General features: G+C 67.0%; 20 protein-coding genes. 16 read left to right on the forward strand and 4 right to left on the reverse strand.

Annotation, left to right across the window (positions count from 1 at the left end; genetic code table 11):
- Positions 1–36: 36 nt before the first annotated feature.
- Complete coding sequence (locus tag AC1DX5_RS08960; protein ID WP_465170547.1) at positions 37–912, forward strand: OmpA family protein; 876 nt, start codon at positions 37–39, stop codon at positions 910–912.
- A 19-nt stretch (positions 913–931) separates the two neighbouring features.
- Here AC1DX5_RS08960 and AC1DX5_RS08965 read toward each other — a convergent pair whose 3' ends face one another.
- Together AC1DX5_RS08965 and AC1DX5_RS08970 are read right to left on the reverse strand one after the other, a co-directional pair.
- The gene (locus AC1DX5_RS08965; RefSeq protein ID WP_465170548.1) at positions 932–1081 is read right to left on the reverse strand and encodes a hypothetical protein; all 150 of its coding nucleotides are present in this window, start codon (positions 1079–1081) and stop codon (positions 932–934) included.
- A 24-nt stretch (positions 1082–1105) separates the two neighbouring features.
- A complete protein-coding gene (locus tag AC1DX5_RS08970) occupies positions 1106–2116 on the reverse strand; it encodes an alpha/beta fold hydrolase (RefSeq protein ID WP_465181602.1) in 1011 nt (336 codons plus the stop codon).
- 389 nt (positions 2117–2505) lie between these two features.
- Between AC1DX5_RS08970 and AC1DX5_RS08975 the strand changes: the two genes are divergently transcribed.
- From AC1DX5_RS08975 to AC1DX5_RS09045, 15 genes are all read left to right on the forward strand, one after another.
- On the forward strand, positions 2506–4236 hold the full coding sequence (locus AC1DX5_RS08975) for a GGDEF domain-containing protein (RefSeq protein WP_478014936.1): 1731 nt from the start codon (positions 2506–2508) through the stop codon (positions 4234–4236).
- Positions 4237–4302: 66 nt separating this feature from the next.
- Complete coding sequence (locus AC1DX5_RS08980; RefSeq protein WP_478014938.1) at positions 4303–4656, forward strand: reverse transcriptase-like protein; 354 nt, start codon at positions 4303–4305, stop codon at positions 4654–4656.
- Positions 4653–5267 carry a glutathione S-transferase gene (locus AC1DX5_RS08985; protein WP_478014940.1) on the forward strand — a complete coding sequence of 205 codons (615 nt, stop codon included), beginning with the start codon at positions 4653–4655 and terminating at the stop codon, positions 5265–5267. Before AC1DX5_RS08980 ends, AC1DX5_RS08985 begins: the two co-directional genes overlap by 4 nt.
- Positions 5268–5308: 41 nt before the next feature.
- A complete protein-coding gene (locus AC1DX5_RS08990) occupies positions 5309–6889 on the forward strand; it encodes an alkaline phosphatase D family protein (RefSeq protein ID WP_478014941.1) in 1581 nt (526 codons plus the stop codon).
- Between the two features lie 130 nt (positions 6890–7019).
- Positions 7020–7211: a hypothetical protein gene (locus AC1DX5_RS08995; RefSeq protein WP_478014943.1), complete on the forward strand. Its 192-nt coding sequence runs from the start codon at positions 7020–7022 to the stop codon at positions 7209–7211.
- The gene (locus AC1DX5_RS09000) at positions 7211–8884 is read left to right on the forward strand and encodes a portal protein (RefSeq protein ID WP_478014945.1); all 1674 of its coding nucleotides are present in this window, start codon (positions 7211–7213) and stop codon (positions 8882–8884) included. Before AC1DX5_RS08995 ends, AC1DX5_RS09000 begins: the two co-directional genes overlap by 1 nt.
- 193 nt (positions 8885–9077) lie before the next feature.
- A complete protein-coding gene (locus AC1DX5_RS09005) occupies positions 9078–9398 on the forward strand; it encodes a Bbp19 family protein (protein WP_478014947.1) in 321 nt (106 codons plus the stop codon).
- Positions 9352–10008: a hypothetical protein gene (locus AC1DX5_RS09010; RefSeq protein ID WP_478014949.1), complete on the forward strand. Its 657-nt coding sequence runs from the start codon at positions 9352–9354 to the stop codon at positions 10006–10008. Before AC1DX5_RS09005 ends, AC1DX5_RS09010 begins: the two co-directional genes overlap by 47 nt.
- A gap of 3 nt (positions 10009–10011) precedes the next feature.
- Positions 10012–11034, forward strand: coding sequence for a major capsid protein (locus AC1DX5_RS09015; protein WP_465170558.1), 1023 nt, complete (start codon positions 10012–10014; stop codon positions 11032–11034).
- Positions 11035–11180: 146 nt separating this feature from the next.
- On the forward strand, positions 11181–11615 hold the full coding sequence (locus AC1DX5_RS09020; RefSeq protein WP_465170559.1) for a Bbp16 family capsid cement protein: 435 nt from the start codon (positions 11181–11183) through the stop codon (positions 11613–11615).
- A 14-nt stretch (positions 11616–11629) separates the two neighbouring features.
- A complete protein-coding gene (locus AC1DX5_RS09025) occupies positions 11630–11806 on the forward strand; it encodes a hypothetical protein (protein WP_465174755.1) in 177 nt (58 codons plus the stop codon).
- 172 nt (positions 11807–11978) lie between these two features.
- Positions 11979–12863 (forward strand): sulfotransferase domain-containing protein, encoded by an 885-nt coding sequence (locus AC1DX5_RS09030; protein ID WP_465170561.1) that lies wholly within the window; start codon positions 11979–11981, stop codon positions 12861–12863.
- A gap of 76 nt (positions 12864–12939) precedes the next feature.
- The gene (locus AC1DX5_RS09035) at positions 12940–13461 is read left to right on the forward strand and encodes a hypothetical protein (RefSeq protein WP_478014951.1); all 522 of its coding nucleotides are present in this window, start codon (positions 12940–12942) and stop codon (positions 13459–13461) included.
- 102 nt (positions 13462–13563) lie between these two features.
- Complete coding sequence (locus AC1DX5_RS09040; protein WP_478014953.1) at positions 13564–14787, forward strand: hypothetical protein; 1224 nt, start codon at positions 13564–13566, stop codon at positions 14785–14787.
- Between the two features lie 73 nt (positions 14788–14860).
- Positions 14861–15211, forward strand: a complete 351-nt coding sequence (locus AC1DX5_RS09045) for a hypothetical protein (protein ID WP_478014955.1) — start codon at positions 14861–14863, stop codon at positions 15209–15211.
- Between the two features lie 28 nt (positions 15212–15239).
- Here AC1DX5_RS09045 and AC1DX5_RS09050 read toward each other — a convergent pair whose 3' ends face one another.
- On the reverse strand, positions 15240–17960 hold the full coding sequence (locus tag AC1DX5_RS09050) for a PAS domain S-box protein (protein ID WP_478014957.1): 2721 nt from the start codon (positions 17958–17960) through the stop codon (positions 15240–15242).
- A 7-nt stretch (positions 17961–17967) separates the two neighbouring features.
- Complete coding sequence (locus tag AC1DX5_RS09055; RefSeq protein ID WP_478014958.1) at positions 17968–19452, reverse strand: ATPase domain-containing protein; 1485 nt, start codon at positions 19450–19452, stop codon at positions 17968–17970.
- Between the last annotated feature and the right edge of the window lie 3 nt (positions 19453–19455).

Below are 19455 nucleotides of genomic sequence, written 5' to 3' on the forward strand. Positions count from 1 at the left end.
GGCTTTCAGGCTTATCCCGATTCAGGAGACAGAGTGATGCGTACCCTAATGATGACGCTGATGGCCGGTGCCGCGATGGCCGTGGCCACCCCGGCCTTTGCCGACAAGACCGACCGCATCGTGGTCGACCAGTACCGCGCCAAGATCGAGGCGGCGCGCGCCGACCCGCTCGTCGCCCGGTACGGCGCGGCCCAGCTTGACGAGGCGACGGCATCGCTGCCCGCACTGGCCGACGATCTCGACAAGGACAAGGCGGAGCGGGCGCGCGCCTCGATCGTGCGGATCGATGCGCTGATCGCCGCCGCGCGCGCCAATGCGCAGACCGCGATCGCCAAGGACCGCGCGGCCAATGCCGCCGTCGCGAACCAGCAGCGGCTGGCCGAGAGCCAGTCCCAGGCGGAGCAGGCGCGGGCCGATGCCGCCCGCGCGCAGCAGGATGCCGCCGTGGCTCAGGCGGATGCGGCCAAGGCGCAGGCCGATGCCGAGGCCGCACGCAAGCAGCTGGCGGATCTTCAGCTGAAGCAGACCGCTTTGGGCGCGACGCTGGTACTGCAGGACGTGGTGTTCGAGACGGGCAAGGCCGAGCTGAAACCCGGCGCCGAAGCACGGCTGCGGCCGCTTGCCCAATATCTGCAGACCAACACCGCGGTGAAGATCCGCATCGACGGGCATACCGATGCGCAAGGGTCGGACGCGTCCAACCAGCAGCTGTCCCAGGCGCGTGCCGCAGCGGTGCGCACCGCGCTGAGCGGCATGGGCGTCGATGGTGCACGGATCGAAGCGGTCGGGCACGGTGAAAGCGAGCCCGTCGCCGACAACAAGACGGCGCCGGGCCGCCAGCAGAACCGCCGTGTCGAGATCACCCTGGTGGGGCAGCAGCTCGGCCAGGCAGTGGCCGCTACGCCGCAATAACGCTCAAGGGAGAGGGCCGTTAGCGCGAGAAGATCGACGCGCGGCCTTCTTCCCCGGCGGAATGGAAGAAGCGGAGCGCAGCCTGCGTCACCGCGGTCGTGTTGGCGCCATGCGCAAACGCGAGATCGCCCATTACGAGCATGAAAATGGCGGCGAGCACGAACTTCATAGCGTGCAGTCTACCCGCAAGAGATTAACGAATCCTCGACGCCGGGCTCAAACGCGACCCGACGCGCTCGCGGATCCACAGCGCGACGGCCTCCGCGGCGGTGATCGGGATCATGTGGCCGCCATCGATCATCGTCAGCGCGACTCGGGGAACATCGGCCGCGATCCGGGCGCCGTGGATCGCCGGGTCGAGAATCCGGTCGTCCCTGCCAAACAGAATCGCGACCGGCACGGCGAGATCGCCATAGCGCGCGGCCAGCGCCGCCATGTCGGCGCGCGCGGCGGCGAGATCGGTCGAGGCGGCGTGGAAGGCGCCGGGACGCAGCACGAGCTGGCCGCCGCCGAGCGTGGCGAAGTCGGGCGGAACCGGCTCAGGCGCGAATACCGCCACCGCGCCCCTGCTGCCCGATAATAGCCCCACCGGCGTCGCCAGCGTCCAGGCGACGGCGCGGCGCAGCGCGGGCGACGCGATGGCGATACCACGGAACGCCGCCGGCACCTGGTCCTGTGGCTGAGTCAGCGGGGCGATCAGGGCGAGGCCGCCGACCTTGTCGGGATGATCGAGCGCCAGAGCGAGCGCCACCGCGCCGCCGAGCGAATGGCCAACGACCAGCGGCGATTCGAGGTCGAGCGAGTCGATCAGTCCGGCGATCAGCCTGGCCTGGGCAGCGATGGCGGCCGAGGGCGCCGCGGCGGAATAGCCCGAGCCGGGACGGTCGACGAGAATCACGCGGTGATCGGCGACGAGTCGGTCAGCCAGGGCATAGCCGAAATTGCGCATCTGCCCGCCGAGCCCGTGAATCATCACGATGGCCGGGCCATGGCCACGATCGGCATAATGCAGGCGCACCCCGTCGATGGTGACGAACTGGCCGTCGGGCGGCACGTCGCGCTCGATGCGGCGCATGGCGGCACGCGAGAACAGCGCGAGCCCGCCGACCAGGGCCGCCGCGCCCGCCGCGACGGCGGCGGCTATCATTGGCGCATTGCGCCCGGGCATCGGCCGATCGACATGATGACTCTCCTGGCGCTTCATGGCCGCACCATCCTTTCACAGCCGCCCGGCGCTGTCACGTGCGGCGGGCCCTTCGGGAACCAGCGAATCCCCGCGCCGTTCGCGCGCGCCCACCTTGATCCGGAATATACCGCGCCCATATACAAATCACTGTTCAACAACGGAAAGGAGGTGGTCTGATGTCTCATTGTCGTAAGCCGGCCACGGCGAATCATGTGAGCATGACCTCCAGCGCGGGGGCGTCGCGCGCCTGATTCCAGCCGTGACCGGCTGACAATGGAAAGGCCGCCCCGAAAAGGGCGGCCTTTTTTATCCCCGCTCCCCGTCAAGACACGGTAGAAGTAAGACTTTTAACACCGGATCGGTGCATAGCGTAAACCATGATGGGGATGGGGGAAGCATATCGGGCAATGGTCCGGCTGCGGTTTGCGCTGGCCGCCATGGTCGTCGCGTGCTGGTCGATTCCGGCCAGCGCCGAGACATTGAAGCTCAACGCCCCGCTGTGCCACGCCGTCTCCACGCAACGCCTGGCCGATGACGGGCTGTCGTCGCTGCGCTTCGCCTGTGACGGGGCGCCCGCCGGCTATCAGGATGAGAGCCTGTGGCTGCGCGCCGACCTCACCCGCCTGCCGGACGATCGCAACGACATGGTCTTGATGGTCCATCAATCCCGTTTCGACCGGCTCGCCGTCCTGTTCTCCTATGCCGACGGCGCCGCGCAATGGCAGCAGGTGCGCAGCGGCGATTATGGATCGCACTGGCGCGCGGGTGGGCAGATCGCCTTCGAGGCGCCGGTGCGGAACGCGCCGCTCGTCGCGGTGACGATGCGGTTCGACAAGCTCGCCAGCCACCATCTGCTGCGCATTCGCCTGCTGAAACGCGGCGATAGCGGCGTCCAGTCCGCCGCGCTGGGCGCGGTGATCGGCGCGGCGCTGACGCTGTTGCTGATCGGCATGATCTACAATCTGTCGCTTGCGCTCGCCGTGCGGCGGCAGTTCCTCGCCTGGCAGGGCGCCTGGGCGGGGTGCATGCTGCTCTGGGGACTGATCTGGTCGGAGATGCATCTGATCGCGGTCCCCGGCATGGCCGGCACGGTCTCCGCGCAGATCTGCACGTTCCTCGCCTGCCTGGCGTTGACCCTGGCGACGGTGACGGTCGTCACCTCGTTCGACGATAGCGCCCTGCCGCGCTGGGCGGGACGATCGACGCTGGCGCTTGGTGTCGCCGTCGGTGTGCTCGGCGTGCCGCTTGCCCTTATCCGCAGCGCGGCGATCGACCTGTTCGGGAACGTCATGGACGTGCTCATCCTGGTCGATCTGGTGCTCGTCACGGCCTGTCTGTCCTGGGCCTGGCGGCGCGGCAGCCGTGAGGCGCGCGACTTTGCCTGGGCATGGGCGCTGCCGATGGCGACCCTTGCCTTTATCCAGTTCGTGAATGTCGAGGACGCCTTCTGGGGTGGCGGTTCGAAGATCATCGTGCTGCTCGCCGCGGCATGGCAGACATTGTGGCTGTCGCTGGCCGCGAGCCGGCGGTTCGCCCATTTCCGCATCGAGCGCGACCATGCGCGTGCCGCGGAAGCGCTGGCGAACGAGCTGGCGCGGCGCGATCCATTGACCGGCCTGCGCAACCGGCGCGGATTCCTCGAGACGATCGAACCGCTGCTCGAACAGGCGCGGGCGGATATGATGCCGGTCGCCCTGCTGCTGATCGACATCGACCGGTTCAAGTCAGTCAACGACGCCCATGGCCATGAGTCGGGCGACAGGGTGCTGCGCTGCATCGCCGAGCGGCTCGAACGCTGGGAAGGGCCGATGTGCGCGGTGGCCCGGCTGGGCGGCGAGGAGTTCGGCCTGATGATCGCGGGGATCGAGGGGTTCGCGCTCGCCTGTTTCGCTGACGGCGTGCGGCTGGAGATCGCGGCATGCGACCATGGCGGGGCGATCGGCGATCGCATCGTGACGGCAAGCATCGGCGTCGCGGAAACCCAGGCGCCGGGCGATTTTCAGCAGCTCTTCCGGCTGGCCGACCGGGGTTTATATGCCGCGAAACAGCAGGGCCGCGACCGGGTTGTGGTACGCCGCTTCACGGCGATGCCGACCGACGCGCCCAAGACACCAGGCGTGCTGCGGGCGCCTTATTAGGGCGACCGCGCCAACGCCTATACCGCGCGGCCCATTCGCCGCTAAATCCCCGTCATGCCATCGCGTGTGAAAATCTTCTTCGACGGCGGATGCCGGCCGGGCGGCATGGAAACCGCGGTCGTGATCGGCGGCAGGGCGCATATCCAGCGCGATCTCGCGCCGGGCACGGGCATGGAGGCCGAATGGCTTGCCCTGATCCACGCGGTGCGCCTGGCGCGGGAGCTTGGCCTGGCTGACCCGCAATTCCTCGGCGATTCGCTCGCGGTGGTGAATCAGGCCAATGGAGACGCGAAGTGCCGGGGCGCCCATATCGGCCATCTCGAAGCGTTTCGCAGCCTTGCCCCCGCGGCGCCGCGCATCCGGCATATCAAGCGGTCGCAGAATCTCGCCGGCATCGCGCTCGCCCGGCTGCACGCGTGATCCTCTACAGCTTTCGCCGCTGCCCCTATGCGATGCGCGCGCGCATGGCGCTGCTGTCGAGCGGGGCGCCTTTCCAGATTCGCGAGATCGTGCTGCGGGACAAGCCGGCGGCGATGATCGCGGCGTCACCCAAGGCAACCGTGCCGGTGCTTGTCCTGGCCGATGGGCAGGTGATCGACGAAAGCATCGATATCATGCGCCATGCGCTTCGGCGGCACGATCCCGAAGGCTGGCTGACCGGTGACGATGCCGCGTTGGTCGCCCTCTTCGACGGCGCGTTCAAGCATCATCTCGATCGGTACAAATATGCCGACCGGCACGACGCCGACCCGATCCGACATCGCCGCGCCGGACTGAGCATGCTGCACGAGCTGGAGGAGCGGCTGGAGGACAGCAAGAACCTGTGCCGAGAGGCGCGGTCATTGGCCGATATCGCGATCTTTCCGTTCGTGCGGCAATTCGCCTCGGTCGACCGGGTCTGGTTCGACGCGCAGGCGATCCCGCAGGTGCGGGACTGGCTGGAACGGCACACCAGCTCGGCGCTGTTCGAGCGGGCGATGGTGCGACTGAAAGCCTGGACGCCCGGCGACGCGCCGGTCATCTGGTCATGAAGTGTCACAGCTTCGCAACATGAGGATCCGATAGGGCGAGCATGATTAAGAACGACACCAGCCTCACCCGCCGCGCGGTTCTTGCCGGGGCGGGCGGGTCGGCCGCGCTGATCTCGGTCGGCGCGCGCGGGGCGCAGCGCCTGCCGCAGGGACTGTTCTCGCTCGGCATCGCCTCGGGCGATCCTGCCGCCGATGGTATCGTCTTGTGGACGCGTCTGGCCCCGGAACCGATGGCCGGCGATGGCGGGATGCCGCCGGTCGCGGTGCCGGTGCGCTGGGAAGTCGCCGAGGACGAAGCGTTCGCCCGCATCGTGCGGTCCGGCACGGCCCGCGCCGAGCCGATCTGGGGCCATGCCATGCATGTCGAGGTGACCGGCCTGCGCCCGGCCTCGCGCTATTTCTACCGCTTCATCGCCGGCGGCGAGAAGAGTGCGGTCGGGCGCACCAGCACTGCGCCTGCGCCCGGCGCGGCGGTGGACCGGTTGCGCCTCTGTTTCGGGTCCTGCCAGAAATATGAGGCGGGGTTCTATGCCGCCTATCGCCACATGATCGACGAGGATCCCGACCTGATCCTGTTCCTGGGCGACTATATCTATGAAGGCGCGCCCAACAAGAAGGACGCGGTGCGGCTCCACCGCAATCCCGAGCCGTTCGACCTGGCCGGTTACCGCGTGCGCTACGCGACCTACAAGCTCGACCCGCTGCTGCAGGCCGCGCACCAGGCCGCGCCCTGGGTGCTGACCTGGGACGACCATGAGGTGTCCAACGATTATGGCAACGCGCGCGACGCCAACAACAGCGACCCCGCCAGGGTCCTGCTCCGCCGCGCCGCCGCCTATCAGGCTTATTACGAGCACCAGCCGCTACGCGCCGCGACGCGCCCGCACGGGCCGGACATGCAGCTGTATCGCACGCTCGACTGGGGCCGTCTCGCCCAGTTCCAGATCCTCGACGACCGACAATATCGCGGCCTGCCCGCCTGCCAGCCGCCCGGCCTGGCAGAGGCGCACCAGCAATATCTGAGCCTGGTCACCGCCTGTCCCGAACTGGCCAATCCGGACCGCTCGATGCTGGGCCGCCGCCAGGAGCGCTGGCTCGACGACCGGCTGGGCACCACCCGCGCGACCTGGAACATCCTCGCCCAGCAGACACTGATGCATCAGCAGGCGCGGATCGACGAGGACCATCCCGAACGCGGCCGCCAATATCCGGCCGATACCTGGTCGGGCTTTCCCGCGGCGCGCGACCGCATCTTCCGGCGCTGGGTCGAGGCGGGCACCAGTAATCCGCTGGCGCTGGGCGGTGACATCCACGCCTTTGCCGCCGCCGAGATCCGCGATCCGGCCAAGCCCGACGGTCCGCCGATCTCGGCCGAGTTCGTCGGTGGATCGATCACCTCGCTGATGCACGACCCGAGCCTGAAGGCGCTGGCCGGCGAGAACGGCATCGGCTTCACCGAGAATGAGGTGCGCGGCTATGGCCGGGTCGAGCTGACGCCGACCGGCGGCAGCGTGGCCTTTCGCGGCCTGACCGACAGCCGCAGGGAGGATTCGGCGATCAGGGACATTGCCCGCTTCGCGCTCGACCCGCGCCAGCCCGGGCTTCACAGCTCCCTGTCATAAGGGCCAAAGGCGCCCTGCGTCGGGAGGAAGACACGCGTGCGCCGTAAGCACGCGCCTGGCTCGGAGGGCTCGCCCGAAGACGACGGGGCGTCGATTCAAACCTTGTCCCACCTCCCCTATTCCGCACTGCATGTGCACGCCCAAGCCCCCCAAGCCGCAAACCATTCCCGAGCGCCAGGCGCTCAAACTGCCCGATGGCGGCGCCACCGCGCCGCGCGTCGAGGATGATGTCCGCCGACGACGCGCGATGATGGCGTCGATCTTTCAAGGTGTGCTCGGCCAGGGATCGGGACCGTCGACCACGACGGTGCTGGGAGGCTGATGATGGCCCCTGCCCCGCCCCGCACCGCCCTGAAGGAACGCTGCAACCGGCGCCTTTCCGCGCTGAAGGCGGCGCGGCAGCCCTATGAAGCCGAATGGGCGGACATCGCGAGATGTGCGCAGCCTTCGCGCTCGCGGTTTCTCGCCTCGGAAAACAATCGCAATTTCAGGCGAACCAATGCCGCCATCTTCAACGGACACCCGATCCTGAGCTTTCGCACCCTGACCGGCGGTATGACGAGCGGGCTTTCCTCGCCGTCCCGGCCATGGTTCCGGCTGACGCCGTTCGACACCGACCTCGCCGGAGACGGCGCGGTGAAAAACTGGCTGAGCGAGGTCGAGCGGCGGATGTACGGCTTCCTCGCCGGCACCAATTTCTACGGCGCGGTGAAGGCCGGCTATGCCGAGATGGGGCTGTTCGGCACCGATGCCTGCGTGATGGTCGAGCATGACCGCGAGGGCGCGGTGTGCCATGCGCTGACCGCGGGCGAGTATTGGATTGCGCTGAGCGACGCGATGGTGCCGGACACGCTGTATCGCCGCTGCTCCATGTCGGTGCATCAGCTCGTCCAGTCCTTCGGACTGGAGCATGCCAGCGATTTCGTGCGCAATTGCCACGCCAATGGCCGGTATGACGAGCAGATTCCGGTGGTCCAGGCGATCGAACCGAATGACGAGCGGGTGCCGGGCGTGATGACCGCGCGCGGCAAGCCCTGGCGATCAGTCTATTGGGACGAGAATGACGGACGCGCCGACCGGGTGCTGCGCGTTTCCGGTTATGAGGAGCAACCCTTCTGGGCACCGCGCTGGGACACGATCGGGGGTGACACCTATGGCACGTCGCCCGGCTTCGACGCCCTGCCCGACATGCGCGAGCTTCAGCTCCAGACCAGGCGCAAGACCCAGGCGACCGAGTTCCTGATCAGCCCGGAGAAGATCGTGCCGGCGACGGTCAAGCTGACCGGCAGGGCAGGCAATATCGTGTCCGCCAGTGCGATCGATGCGGCGGGGGTGATCGTGCCCTACACGATCAACCCGTCGGCGATCGGCGCGATCAATGAGGACGTCATGCGCTGTACCGAAGCGATCGACCGGCTGACCTATGCCGACCTGTTCATGGCGATCACCAACATGGACGGCATCCAGCCGCGCAATGTCGAGGAGATCGCCAGCCGCAACGAGGAGAAGCTGACTCAGCTCGGCCCGGTGATCGAGCGCGTCAACAACGAGAAGCTCGAGGTGGCGATCGACCGGACCTTCGGCATCATGTCGAGGCGGGGTCTGCTGCCGCCCGCGCCCGAGCATCTCCAGGGGCAGGCAGTGAAGGTCGATTTCGTGTCGATCCTCGCCCAGATGCAGCGAATGGTCGGGCTCGGCCAGATCGAGCGGACGGTGGCATTCGTGGGCAATCTCGCGGGGCGCTTCCCCGAGGCGGCGGACCGGCTCGATGTCGATGCGATCGTCGACGACTATGCCGATCGCGCCGGGGCGCCGCCCCGGATCATCCGTTCGGTCGAGGACGCCGGCACGCTGCGCCAGGGCCGCGAGCAGGAAGCGCAGATGGCGAAGATGGCCGCGATGGCCGGGCCGGCCAAGGACGGCGCGGCGGCGATGCAGATGCTGGGGCAGATGGGCGCACAGGCTGGGCCGGCTGGGCCTGGGCCTGGGCAGTAGCGCCAAGACCTCGTCACCCCGGATTTGTTCCGGGGTCCACCGGTCCGCATGCACCACCACCCGAGGCTCTGGCGGCACCATGGACCCCGGAACAAGTCCGGGGTGACGGCTGGGGGTTGAGAAGTGTCGAACCTCACTGCCCCTCACCCTTCCCTCTCCCACAGGGGGAGAGGGAGAAAAGCGAGCGCTCCCCATGATCGAAAAGACCGACAAGCTCATCCTGCTCGAAAGCGCGCCGTTTCGGCGGTTCCTGCTGTCGCTCGTGCAGCGCGCCGGGGTGTTCGACACCACCGCGAATGTCGCTGACGGGCGGCACCTGTATCTCGAGGGCCGGCGCAGCCTCGCGCTCGAGATTCTGCGCGATTTCGACGCCGCGCAGCCGGTCGCCCTGCCCGACGGAATCCCCGCGGCGACCTTGATTCAAACATTGCACGAACTGGCGCATTCGATGCGCAAGGAGAATGTCCTTGAACCACGAAACATCTACGCAGACCTCGGAGACGATGCCGCCTGAGGCGGACAACGGCTTCGACGATTTCGAGCCTTCCGCCCTTGGCGATGATTTTGCCGATGGCGGGGAAACCCTTCCGGAAGAGGATGACGGCGAAACGCCCGACGCCGATGCCGGCATTCCCGACCAGTATCAGCTCACCGCGCCCGAGGGCCTGACGCTCGACCCCGTCGCGATCGAACTGGCGACGCCGGTGTTCCGCGACCTCGGCCTGTCCAACGACCAGGCCAACAAGCTGATGCCGGTGGCGGGGCAGTTCGCGCAAGGGTTGCTCGACCGGCACCAGCGCCAGGTGCTCGGCCAGGTCCAGGCCGAGCGCAAGGCGTGGCTCGACAGTGCGCGCAACGATCCGGAGATCGGCGGTCCGCACTGGTCGACGACGATCGGCACCGCGGCCAAGGCGCTCGACGCGCTCGGCTTCGGCAAGGGCAGCGCGTTCCGCACGCTGCTCGACGAGAGTGGCCTCGGCAACCACCCCGAGATGATCCGCGCCTTTCAGCGGGTCGGCAAGGCCATCGGCGAGGACGGCTTCGAACGCTCGTCGGGCATCCATCATTCGAAGCGAGACAGGGCGGAGACGCTCTACCCCGAAGACACACCCAAAGGAGGGTAAGACATGGCGACCATCGGCAATTCATTCCTCAACCTGATCGATCTCTACAAGGGCGCCGGCGGCGCCGACGGCCAGCTCGGCGAAGTGGTCGAGGTGTTGCGGCAGCTCAACCCGATCATGGAGGACGCGGTGACCGCGCCCTGCAACATGGGCACCGTCCACCGCCACACCATCCGCACCGGCCTGCCCGATGTGGCCTGGGGCCGGCTCTACCAGGGCATCCCCCAGTCCAAGTCGACGACCCAGCAGGTCGACGATACCACCGGCTTCGTCGAGGGTCTGTCGACCGTCGACACCCGGCTGCTCGAAATCTCCGACAATCCGGGCGGCGTGCGCCTGTCCGAAGGCCGCGCCTATCTCGAGGCGATGGCGCAGGAGGTGTCGCGCGGCTTCTTCTACCACAACACCACGACCACCCCGGAGCGCTTCAAGGGCCTGGCCGCGCGCTATTCGGCGCTGGGCGGCGGCGGCGCGGGCGGCCAGATCATCAATGGCGGCGGTGTCGGTTCGGACAATACCTCGATCTGGTTCGTGACCTGGGGCGACGACTATACGACCCTGATCCACCCCAAGGGCACCAAGGCCGGCGTGACGCGCGAAGACAAGGGCGAGCAGCGCACGAGCGACGGCAACGGCAATATCTATTATGTGAAGGAGGAGCTGTTCCGCCAGCATATCGGCGTGGCGGTGCGCGATTGGCGCTACAATGCGCGCATCGCGAACATCGACGTGTCGAACGTGGCCGCCGGATCGGTCGACCTTTACGGCCTCATGCGCCAGGCCTGCTACAAGTTGCAGGGCCGACGCGCGGCCAAGATGGCGTCGAACGTCGCGGCGCAGGGCCGCACCGTCATCTACATGAACCGCGACATGCTGCAGGCGCTCGACGCGGCCGGCACCAATGCGTCGAACGGCGCGCTGATGCTCAAGCCGATGGAGCTGCAGGGCGAGGAAGTGCTGTCGTACCGCGGCATGCCGATCCGCGAGACCGATGCGCTGAACAATGCGGAGAGCGTGGTTTCCTGATGCGCACCGCTTTCCTCCGTTCGTCCTGAGCTTGTCGAAGGACTGCCCTTCCTTCCGACGAGAAGAACAGGGCTTCGACAGGCTCAGCCCGAACGGGAGGAGGGATGCCGATAAAGCCACGAACCACGCCATTCAGGAGAATAACCGTGATCTACGACGCAAGCACCCTGTTCTCGAATGCCCAGGCGGTGACCGCCACGGCGGCCTCGACCAACATCATCGATCTCGGCGCGACCGGCACCGTGTTCGGCGCCGCCGCCGCCATCACCCGCGATGTCGGCAAGGGCAAGGAGGTCTCGATCCGCGCGAGCGTGGTCGAAAGCTTCAACAATCTGACCTCGCTCAGCATCGGCATCGAGACCGACGACAATGTCGGCTTCGCCACGCCCAAGACGGTATGGACCTCGCCCGCCTATACGCTGGCGCAGCTGGCGGTCGGCGCGACCCTGTTGCTTCCCGACGAGCTGCCGGTCGGTACCGACGAGCGCTATCTGCGGCTCAAATACACGGTCGTGGGCACCGCGCCGACGCTGGGCAAGATCACCGCCGGGGTGACCGCGGGCAACCAGACCAACCCATGACCGGAGCACCGACCATGAAGCAGCCCCCCACCTATATCGCGCCGCACATCGTCTATACCGGCGGCGAACTCTACCGGCCTGGCCAGCCCTTCACCACCGATGCGCCGCCGGGCGCCGCCTGGGAGCTGGTGAGCCCGGCGAAGAAATACGCCGGCGCGGCGAAAGCCGAGCGCGAGGAAAACACGCAGTGAGCCTGTCGCGGGGACGGTGATCCAGGCCGTTCCCGCGACGAAATACGCGCTGGTCGCTTGGTCGATTCTTGAGCGCAACGACATTGTCGACACCCGCCATTTCCCGCACCCGGACGCGACTTCCTTTGCAGCCGGAGCACCCATGGCAACGCAACTCGCCCCTCGCGCGCCCATGAAGACACGCGAGTTCCACAACCATCATTTCGATTCCACGGCCTGGAACGACTTCGCGTTCCGCGACGACGACGTGGTCATCGCAAGCTATGGCAAGTCCGGCAGCACCTGGATGCAGCAGATCGTCGGGCAGCTGATCTTCGCCGGCGATCCGGAGGTGAGCGTATCGGACCTGTCGCCCTGGCTGGACCTGCGCGTGCCGCCCAAGGAGGCGAAGCTGGAGGCAGTCGAGGCACAGCAGCATCGGCGCTTCCTCAAGACGCACCTGCCGGTCGACGCGCTCGTGTTCAGCCCGCGCGCCAAATATCTCTATGTGGCGCGCGACGGCCGCGACGTGATCTGGAGCATGCACAACCACCATGCCAGGGCCAATGCCGCGTGGTTCGCGGCGCTCAACGACACGCCCGGGCGGGTCGGGCCGCCGATCCAGCGCGCCGACCCGGACATGCGCCAATATTTCCGCACCTGGCTCGACCATGACGGCGAACCTTTCTGGCCGTTCTGGGAGAATCTGCGCGGCTGGTGGGCGATCAAGGACCAGCCCAATGTCATGCTGGTCCATTTCGAGGATCTGAAGCGCGACCTGACGGGCGAAATGCGGCGCATCGCCGACTTTCTCGATATCCGGATCAATCCCGCGCACTTCCCGTCGATGGTCGAGCATTGCACTTTCCCATGGATGAAGGCGAACGCGACCAAGGCCGCGCCGCTGAGCGGCATCTTCTGGGACGGCGGGGCGGAGACCTTCATCAACAGGGGCTGCAATGGCCGCTGGCGCGATACGCTCAGCCTGCGCGACGTGATCGATTACGAGACGCGCAGCGTGGACGAACTTGGTCCGATCTGCGCGCGCTGGCTGGCCGGCGGCGTGCGCGCGGTCTGACGATCCATTCTCGGGCCCGACGGGCGGGTCGGGCGATTTCAGGGGCCCGACGGGCGGGCCGGGGCGTTGACCGATCATGAGCAACCGACCTGCCGCCCGCATCGTACCCCTCTTCCTCCCCCTGTTTCTGCTCGCGAGCTGCGGCGGCGCGGCAAGCAAGGACGAGCCGCCCGCCAATGCCGCCGGCTTCGTACCGCCGGGCGATGTCGCCGCGACGCCGATGCCCGGCCAGACGCCCGAGACCTCGGCGACGGCCTATATCGGCAAGTTCCCCAATGATCCGGTGGGGGGCGTGCTGTTCTTCGACCGCACCGATGTCGCCAAGGCCTTGCTCGACGCCGTGCACGATAATGTGACGCGCGCGCATTTCAGCGAATCCAGGGGACCGGAAAAGCCGATCTATGCGCGCGGCGGGAAGGTCGTCGCGGCTGGATGCGACGCGCAGGATTGCAGCGGGCGGAACTGGGCCTTTCTGTTCGATCCGGCGGCGAAGACCGGCGAGGCCTGTTACCACGACACCGCGACGATGCAGGATTCCAGCCGCTGGTTCTCCAACGGCGTCGCCCTGATGCGCGGCGGGATGTGCCCGATCGCCTGAGGCCGGACGAAGGCACCACTGGCAGAATCGCCCAAAAAGTGCATTCATGCGGCCGTGCAGGGCACGGCGGATAACAGCCGGCTCCACCGAGGAGAGGTTGATATGAAGCAGGTCGCGCTACGATCCGTTCTTTGCCTTGCCATGATCGGCGCCGCGCCGGCCGCTGCCGTCGCGCAGAAGGCGCCCGCGCCCGCGGCGCCCAAGCTCTCCAAGGAAGCGCGACCGGTGCTGGCCGATGCCCAGGCAGCGATCAAGAAGGGCGATTTCGCCACCGCGTCCGCCAAGCTCGCCCAGGCCGACGGCCTTGCCCAGAGCAATGACGACCGCTTCATGATCGGATCGCTGCGGCTCGATCTCGGCAAGGCGCAGAACGACGTCGCCGTCCAGGCGCAGGGGATCGAGGCAGTGCTGGCGAGCGGATTCCTGCCAGCCGCCAATGTCGTGCCATTCAACCTCGCGGCCGGCCAGATCGCCTATAACAACCAGGACATGGCCAAGGCGGACAAATATCTGACCGCCGCCATCGCCGCAGGCGCCAGCGACGCGAATGTCTATGCGCTGCTGATGGAAACGAAGATCGCGCAGAAGAAGCCGGACGAGGCCGTCACGGTGCTGGAGCGGGCGGTCGAAGCGAAACCCGGCGGCGTACCCGTGCCCGACGAATGGTATTCCCGCGCGTTCGGCATCGCCTATCAGGCGAAACAGGGGTCAGCCGTCGAGCGGGCCGGCCGGGCGCGCGTGGCGGCCTATCCCAGTGCGACGCATTGGCGCGATGCGCTGATCGGCTATCGCGACACCAACGACATCGACACCCAATATGTCATCGACCTGATGCGCCTGCTGCGCGCGGCAAAGGCAATGAAGGGACAGGGCGATTATCTGTCCTATGTCGAGAACACCTATCAAAAGCTGCCGGGGGAGGCATCGGCGGTGCTGGCGGAGGGCGTGGCGCACGGCGATATCGTGATGGCGACCAACATGACCGCGCGCGAGTTCAACGATGTGGTCAAGACCAAGATCGCGAGCGACCGGGCGAGCCTGCCCGCCGGCGCCGCGCAGGCCAAGGGACCGAACGGCACCGGGACGATCGCGCTGGCCATGGCCGACGCCTATTTCGGCTATGCCGATTATGCCCCGGCGATCGAGCTGTACAAGGTCGCGCTGGCCAAGGGTGGGGTCGATGCCGATGTCGTCAATACCAGGCTGGGCGCGGCATTGGCGCTGAGCGGCCAGGGCGACGCGGCCAAACAGGCGTTCGCCGCCATCAAGGGGCCGCGCGCGGCGCTGGGAAGATACTGGACGGTGTGGATCGACCAGCCGAAGTGACCCGCGCGACCGGGGGAAACCGGAGCGGGCGCGACGCGTTGATGGGCATTCACTGACGCAAGAAGGCCTTGTCATGACGCACCAACGCCCGCTTCCCGACGCAGCCGTGCCGCCCTATCCGCTGCACCCCGAGCCCCATGACGAGACGCAGGAGCCCGCCTTCTTCACCATGGGCAGCGAGCACCGGGAGGATGACGATAAGGCGCAGTATATTTTCGGAGAGCGTTTTTCACTGTCCGACGCGCTGTCGACCAATACCATCGCGATCGGGGCCGCGATCGGGCTTGGCGTCGCGGCGTTCGCCGGCGCGCTGCTCTATGGCCGCCGGAAAGTGGAGACGCCCCCTGCCCGCCCAGCGCGACGCCAGCCGGCCCGCACCACCAAGCCGCGCGCGGCCGCGACGACGAAGCGCGCCAAAGCCTGATCCCGGATCGGCTTCGTCTATTCCAGCCTTATCCGGCCGCTGAGGGTACCGGATCGAGCGCGGCCTCCACGTCTGCGCCCGCCGGTGCCTCGATGATCGATCGTACCCGGGCCGCGAGCGCTTCGATCGCGAAGGGCTTGGTGATGATCGCGGTGCCCGGCTGGTGAAAGCCGGGCGCAAGCGCCGCATTTTCCGCATAGCCCGTCATGTACAGAACCTTGAGGCCCGGCCGAAGCTCCCGCCCGGCATCGGCGATCTGCCGGCCGTTGAGGCCAGGCAGGCCGATATCGGTGATCAGCAGATCGATGCGGTCGCGCGAGCGGAGCTTTTCGAGTCCCTCGGGGCCATCGCCGGCCTCGATCGCCTGATAGCCGAGCTCGGTCAGGACCTCGACGATCAGGCCGCGCACCACCGGTTCGTCCTCCACCACCAGCACCGTTTCGGCGGCGCCCGTCGGTTCAGCCGGGGCGGAACGGGCTACCGGCTCGTCGACCGTGACGGCGCCCTCGTAGCGCGGCAGGCAGATGCTGAAAGTGGTGCCGGCACCGGGTTCGCTCTCGATCGAGGCATGGCCTTCGGACTGGCGGGCGAAACCATAGATCATCGACAGGCCAAGCCCGGTGCCCTGGCCAAGCGGCTTGGTCGTGAAAAACGGCTCAAAGGCACGCGCGATAGTATCGGCGTCCATGCCGCTGCCGGTGTCGGTCACCCGAATGCAGACATATTCGCCGGCGTTCAGCTCGCCATGACGCTCGGCGAACGCCTCGTCGAAATCGGCGTTGGAGGTCTCGATCGTCAACCGGCCGCCATCGGGCATCGCGTCACGCGCGTTGATGACGAGATTGAGGATCGCGTTCTCGAGCTGGTTGTGATCGCACAGGATCGGCCACAGATCGTCCGCCAGGATGAAATCGAGATCGATCTGCTCGCCGAGCGTGCGGCGCATCAGATCCTCCATCGACTCGATCAGCGGGTTGGCGGCGACCGGGCGTGGATCGAGCGGCTGGCGGCGCGAAAAGGCGAGCAGCCGGTGCGTCAGCGCGGCCGCGCGGTTCGCCGCATTGGTGGCGCCGCCGATGAAACGATCGACCCCGTCGAGTCGCCCGGCATCGAGCCGGCGCTGGACGATCTCCAGGCTGCCGGTGATACCCTGCAGCAGGTTGTTGAAATCATGTGCGATGCCGCCGGTGAGCTGGCCGACGGCTTCCATCTTCTGCGACTGGCGGAGCGCCGCCTCGGTTTCGGCCAGCGCGTCGGCCGCTTCGCGTTCCGCGGTTACGTCCCGGCCGAAGCTGTAGAGCGTGCCGCCATCGGCCACCGTGATCCAGGCGATGCGGTGTCGGCCACCATCCTTGTGCATATAGATTCGCTCGACCTCGAGCATCGGCACGCCAGCGGAGAATTCCTCCAGCGCCCCCCTGCTCTTCGGCAGATCCTCGGGCGCGACGAAATCCGTCACCATGCGGCCGATCGTCTCTTTCTCGGTCCAGCCGAGCACCTTGGTCCAGGACGGATTCACCGCATGGACTTCGCCGGAGGTGGACACGACCAGCTTGATCACCGGCGAGAGGTTCCAGATCCGCTCCCGGTCTCGCGCGAGACTGCGTTCCTCGGTGATGTCGCGGCCGACTGCGTGGATCCGCCCGGCATCGGGCACAGCGGTCCAGTCCAGCAGGCGATAGCCGCCCGTCTTCCGGGCATAGCGATTCTCGAAGGCCAGCGTGGGAGCGCCGGCCGACAGCGTCTCGATCTGCTTCGCCGTGGTGGCGACGTCGTCGGCATGGAGGAAATCGACGATGCTCCGGCCGACCATCTCGTCCTGGCTCCAGCCGAGCAACCGGGTAGCGGACGGATTCACCGCGGTGATGACGCCATGGAAATCGCATACCAGCATGAGGTCCTGCGACAGCATCCACAGCCGGTCGCGGTCGCGCTGGCTTTCAACCTCGGACAGTTTCTGTTCGTGAATGTCGGTATTGGTGCCAATCCAGCGCAGGATCGTGTCGTCCTCCGCGCGGATCGGCAGCGCGCGGACGAGGTGCCAGCGATATTCGCCATCGGCACGGCGGATTCTGAACTCGGTCTCGTAGTCGGTGCCGGCGGCGATGGAGGAGGCCCACAGGGCGGCGGCATCGGGCAGATCCTCGTGATGGACCGTGCGTGTCCAGCCATCGCCGATCAGGTCAGCCGGGGCGAGACCGGTATAATCGAGCGTCCGCTGATTGAACCAGTCGAGCGCGCCATCGGGCGGCGACGTCCAGACATGGTTGGCCATTGCCTCGGCGAAGGTACGGAACTGCGCTTCACGGGCATTGATCTCCACCAGCCGCGCCCGCGCCTCATATTGGCGCAGCCGCGCGCGGACTGCCGATTTGGCCAGGCTGATCAGCGTGGTGGGATGGAATGGCCGTTCCAGGAACGTGACGTTGCCCAATGTTTCGAGCAGCCGCACCGCCGCCGGATTTCGCTCGAGCCCGCCGCCCCGCTGAGTGAGCAGGATGAAGGGAAAATCCGACCACTCTTCCTGCATCCGCAGGAAAGCGTCGAGCGGATGGAGATCCGCCCCGCGCAATGCCTCTTCGGTGACGAGCGCGAAACCGGCGCCCACCTGCAGTTCCGCCACCAGGCCCGGAAGGTCTGCCGCAGTGACCGCCTCCATCCCGGCCTCGCGTAGCATGGTCGCAGCGATCGTCGCGTCCCGTCCATGCGGGGCGAGAACGATCGCGCGCTGGGCCGATATGCCGGTCACACAGGTCTCATTCGTCGGCGAACCCGTCGTGTGGCGTGGAACCGATCAGCGACGGTACGCCGCGCAACACGCCCTGAAACTCCGTCAATGGCTTGCCGAGCGTGATGCCCTCGCTGCCGATCCGGAATTCGCGGATCGTGTCCTCATGCGCGCCGGTGCGTTTCTTCACGATCGAGATCGCGCGGCGCACGCGCCCGGCGGCTTCGAAATAACGCAGCAGGATGACCGTGTCCGCCAGATAGGTCACATCGACCGGCGCCTTCATGTCGCCGACCAGGCCGTGCTGCGCCACGGTCAGGAAGGTCGTCGCGCCCTGGCGGTTCAGATATTGCAGCAGCTCGTGCATGTGCAGGATCAGCGCCTGCTCCTCCGGCATCGCCGCCTGGTATCCGTTGACGCTGTCGATCACGACGGTACGCGCCTTGTGCGTCTCGACGCAGTTGCGCACGCGCTGGGAGAATTCGCCCGGGGTCAGTTCGGCCGCATCGACCTGTTCCAGCGTCAGCGACCCGCTTTCGACCATCGCGACGAGATCGATGCCCAGCGCCTTCGCGCGCGAGGTGAGCAGGCCCATTTCCTCGTCGAAGATGAACATCGCCGCATGCTCGCCCCGCGCGACCGCGTCCGCGACGAAAGTCAGGGTGAGCAACGATTTGCCGGTACCGGCCGGGCCGATGATGAGGGTGCTAGATCCGCGTTCGAAGCCGCCGCCCAGCAGCGCGTTCAGCGCCGCCTGCCTGGTCGCCACCAGATCGCGGCTGAAACTGTTCTTGTGCTCGGCCGAGACGAGCCGCGGAAAGGCCCGCACGCCGCCGGTATCGATCACGAAATCGTGATAGCCGCCGCGGAAACGCTGGCCCCGATATTTCACCACGCGCAGGCGGCGGCGCTCCGCGCCGTAATTGGGCGACAATTCCTCGAGCCGGATGACGCCGTGCGCGACGCTGTGCACGGTCTTGTCGAGCATTTCGGTCGTCAGGTCGTCGAGCATCAGGATGGTCGTGCCGTGACGCGAGAAATAATGCTTCATCGCGAGGATCTGGCGGCGATACCGTAGCGAGCTCTGCGCGAGCAGGCGGATCTCCGACAGGCTGTCGAGCACTACCCGATCGGGCTTCACCCGTTCGAACGCCTCGAAGATGCGCTTGGTGGTCTCTCCCAGCTCGAGATCGGAGGAATAGAGCAGGCTCTGCTGCTGGTCCTCGTCGAGCAGGCTTTCGGGCGGCACCAGCTCGAACACCTCGATCCTGTCGTCCAACACCCAGCCATGAGAGGCGGCGCTGTCCCGCAATTCCTCCTCGGTTTCGGAAAGGGTTATGTAGAGACAGCGTTCGCCGGCCGCGGCGCCGGCCATCAGGAACTGACAGGCAATCGTGGTCTTGCCCGTGCCGGGACTGCCTTCGAGCAAATAGAGGCGGCCCCGGGTAAGGCCGCCCGCGGTGATGTCATCCAGTCCGGCAACGCCGGTCGCCGCCTTTTTTTCAAGAGTCATGTC

This window comes from Sphingomonas sp. P2_B6, from assembly GCF_056404755.1.

Excerpts from the sequence above, each read along its gene's own strand:
- AC1DX5_RS08960 (WP_465170547.1), top strand. The coding sequence starts at position 37 with ATGCGTACCCTAATGATGACGCTGATGGCCGGTGCCGCGATGGCCGTG.
- AC1DX5_RS08965 (WP_465170548.1), bottom strand. The coding sequence starts at position 1,081 with ATGAAGTTCGTGCTCGCCGCCATTTTCATGCTCGTAATGGGCGATCTC.
- AC1DX5_RS08970 (WP_465181602.1), bottom strand. The coding sequence starts at position 2,116 with ATGAAGCGCCAGGAGAGTCATCATGTCGATCGGCCGATGCCCGGGCGC.
- AC1DX5_RS08975 (WP_478014936.1), top strand. The coding sequence starts at position 2,506 with ATGGTCCGGCTGCGGTTTGCGCTGGCCGCCATGGTCGTCGCGTGCTGG.
- AC1DX5_RS08990 (WP_478014941.1), top strand. The coding sequence starts at position 5,309 with ATGATTAAGAACGACACCAGCCTCACCCGCCGCGCGGTTCTTGCCGGG.
- AC1DX5_RS08995 (WP_478014943.1), top strand. The coding sequence starts at position 7,020 with ATGTGCACGCCCAAGCCCCCCAAGCCGCAAACCATTCCCGAGCGCCAG.
- AC1DX5_RS09000 (WP_478014945.1), top strand. The coding sequence starts at position 7,211 with ATGATGGCCCCTGCCCCGCCCCGCACCGCCCTGAAGGAACGCTGCAAC.
- AC1DX5_RS09005 (WP_478014947.1), top strand. The coding sequence starts at position 9,078 with ATGATCGAAAAGACCGACAAGCTCATCCTGCTCGAAAGCGCGCCGTTT.
- AC1DX5_RS09015 (WP_465170558.1), top strand. The coding sequence starts at position 10,012 with ATGGCGACCATCGGCAATTCATTCCTCAACCTGATCGATCTCTACAAG.
- AC1DX5_RS09025 (WP_465174755.1), top strand. The coding sequence starts at position 11,630 with ATGAAGCAGCCCCCCACCTATATCGCGCCGCACATCGTCTATACCGGC.
- AC1DX5_RS09030 (WP_465170561.1), top strand. The coding sequence starts at position 11,979 with ATGAAGACACGCGAGTTCCACAACCATCATTTCGATTCCACGGCCTGG.
- AC1DX5_RS09035 (WP_478014951.1), top strand. The coding sequence starts at position 12,940 with ATGAGCAACCGACCTGCCGCCCGCATCGTACCCCTCTTCCTCCCCCTG.
- AC1DX5_RS09040 (WP_478014953.1), top strand. The coding sequence starts at position 13,564 with ATGAAGCAGGTCGCGCTACGATCCGTTCTTTGCCTTGCCATGATCGGC.
- AC1DX5_RS09045 (WP_478014955.1), top strand. The coding sequence starts at position 14,861 with ATGACGCACCAACGCCCGCTTCCCGACGCAGCCGTGCCGCCCTATCCG.
- AC1DX5_RS09055 (WP_478014958.1), bottom strand. The coding sequence starts at position 19,452 with ATGACTCTTGAAAAAAAGGCGGCGACCGGCGTTGCCGGACTGGATGAC.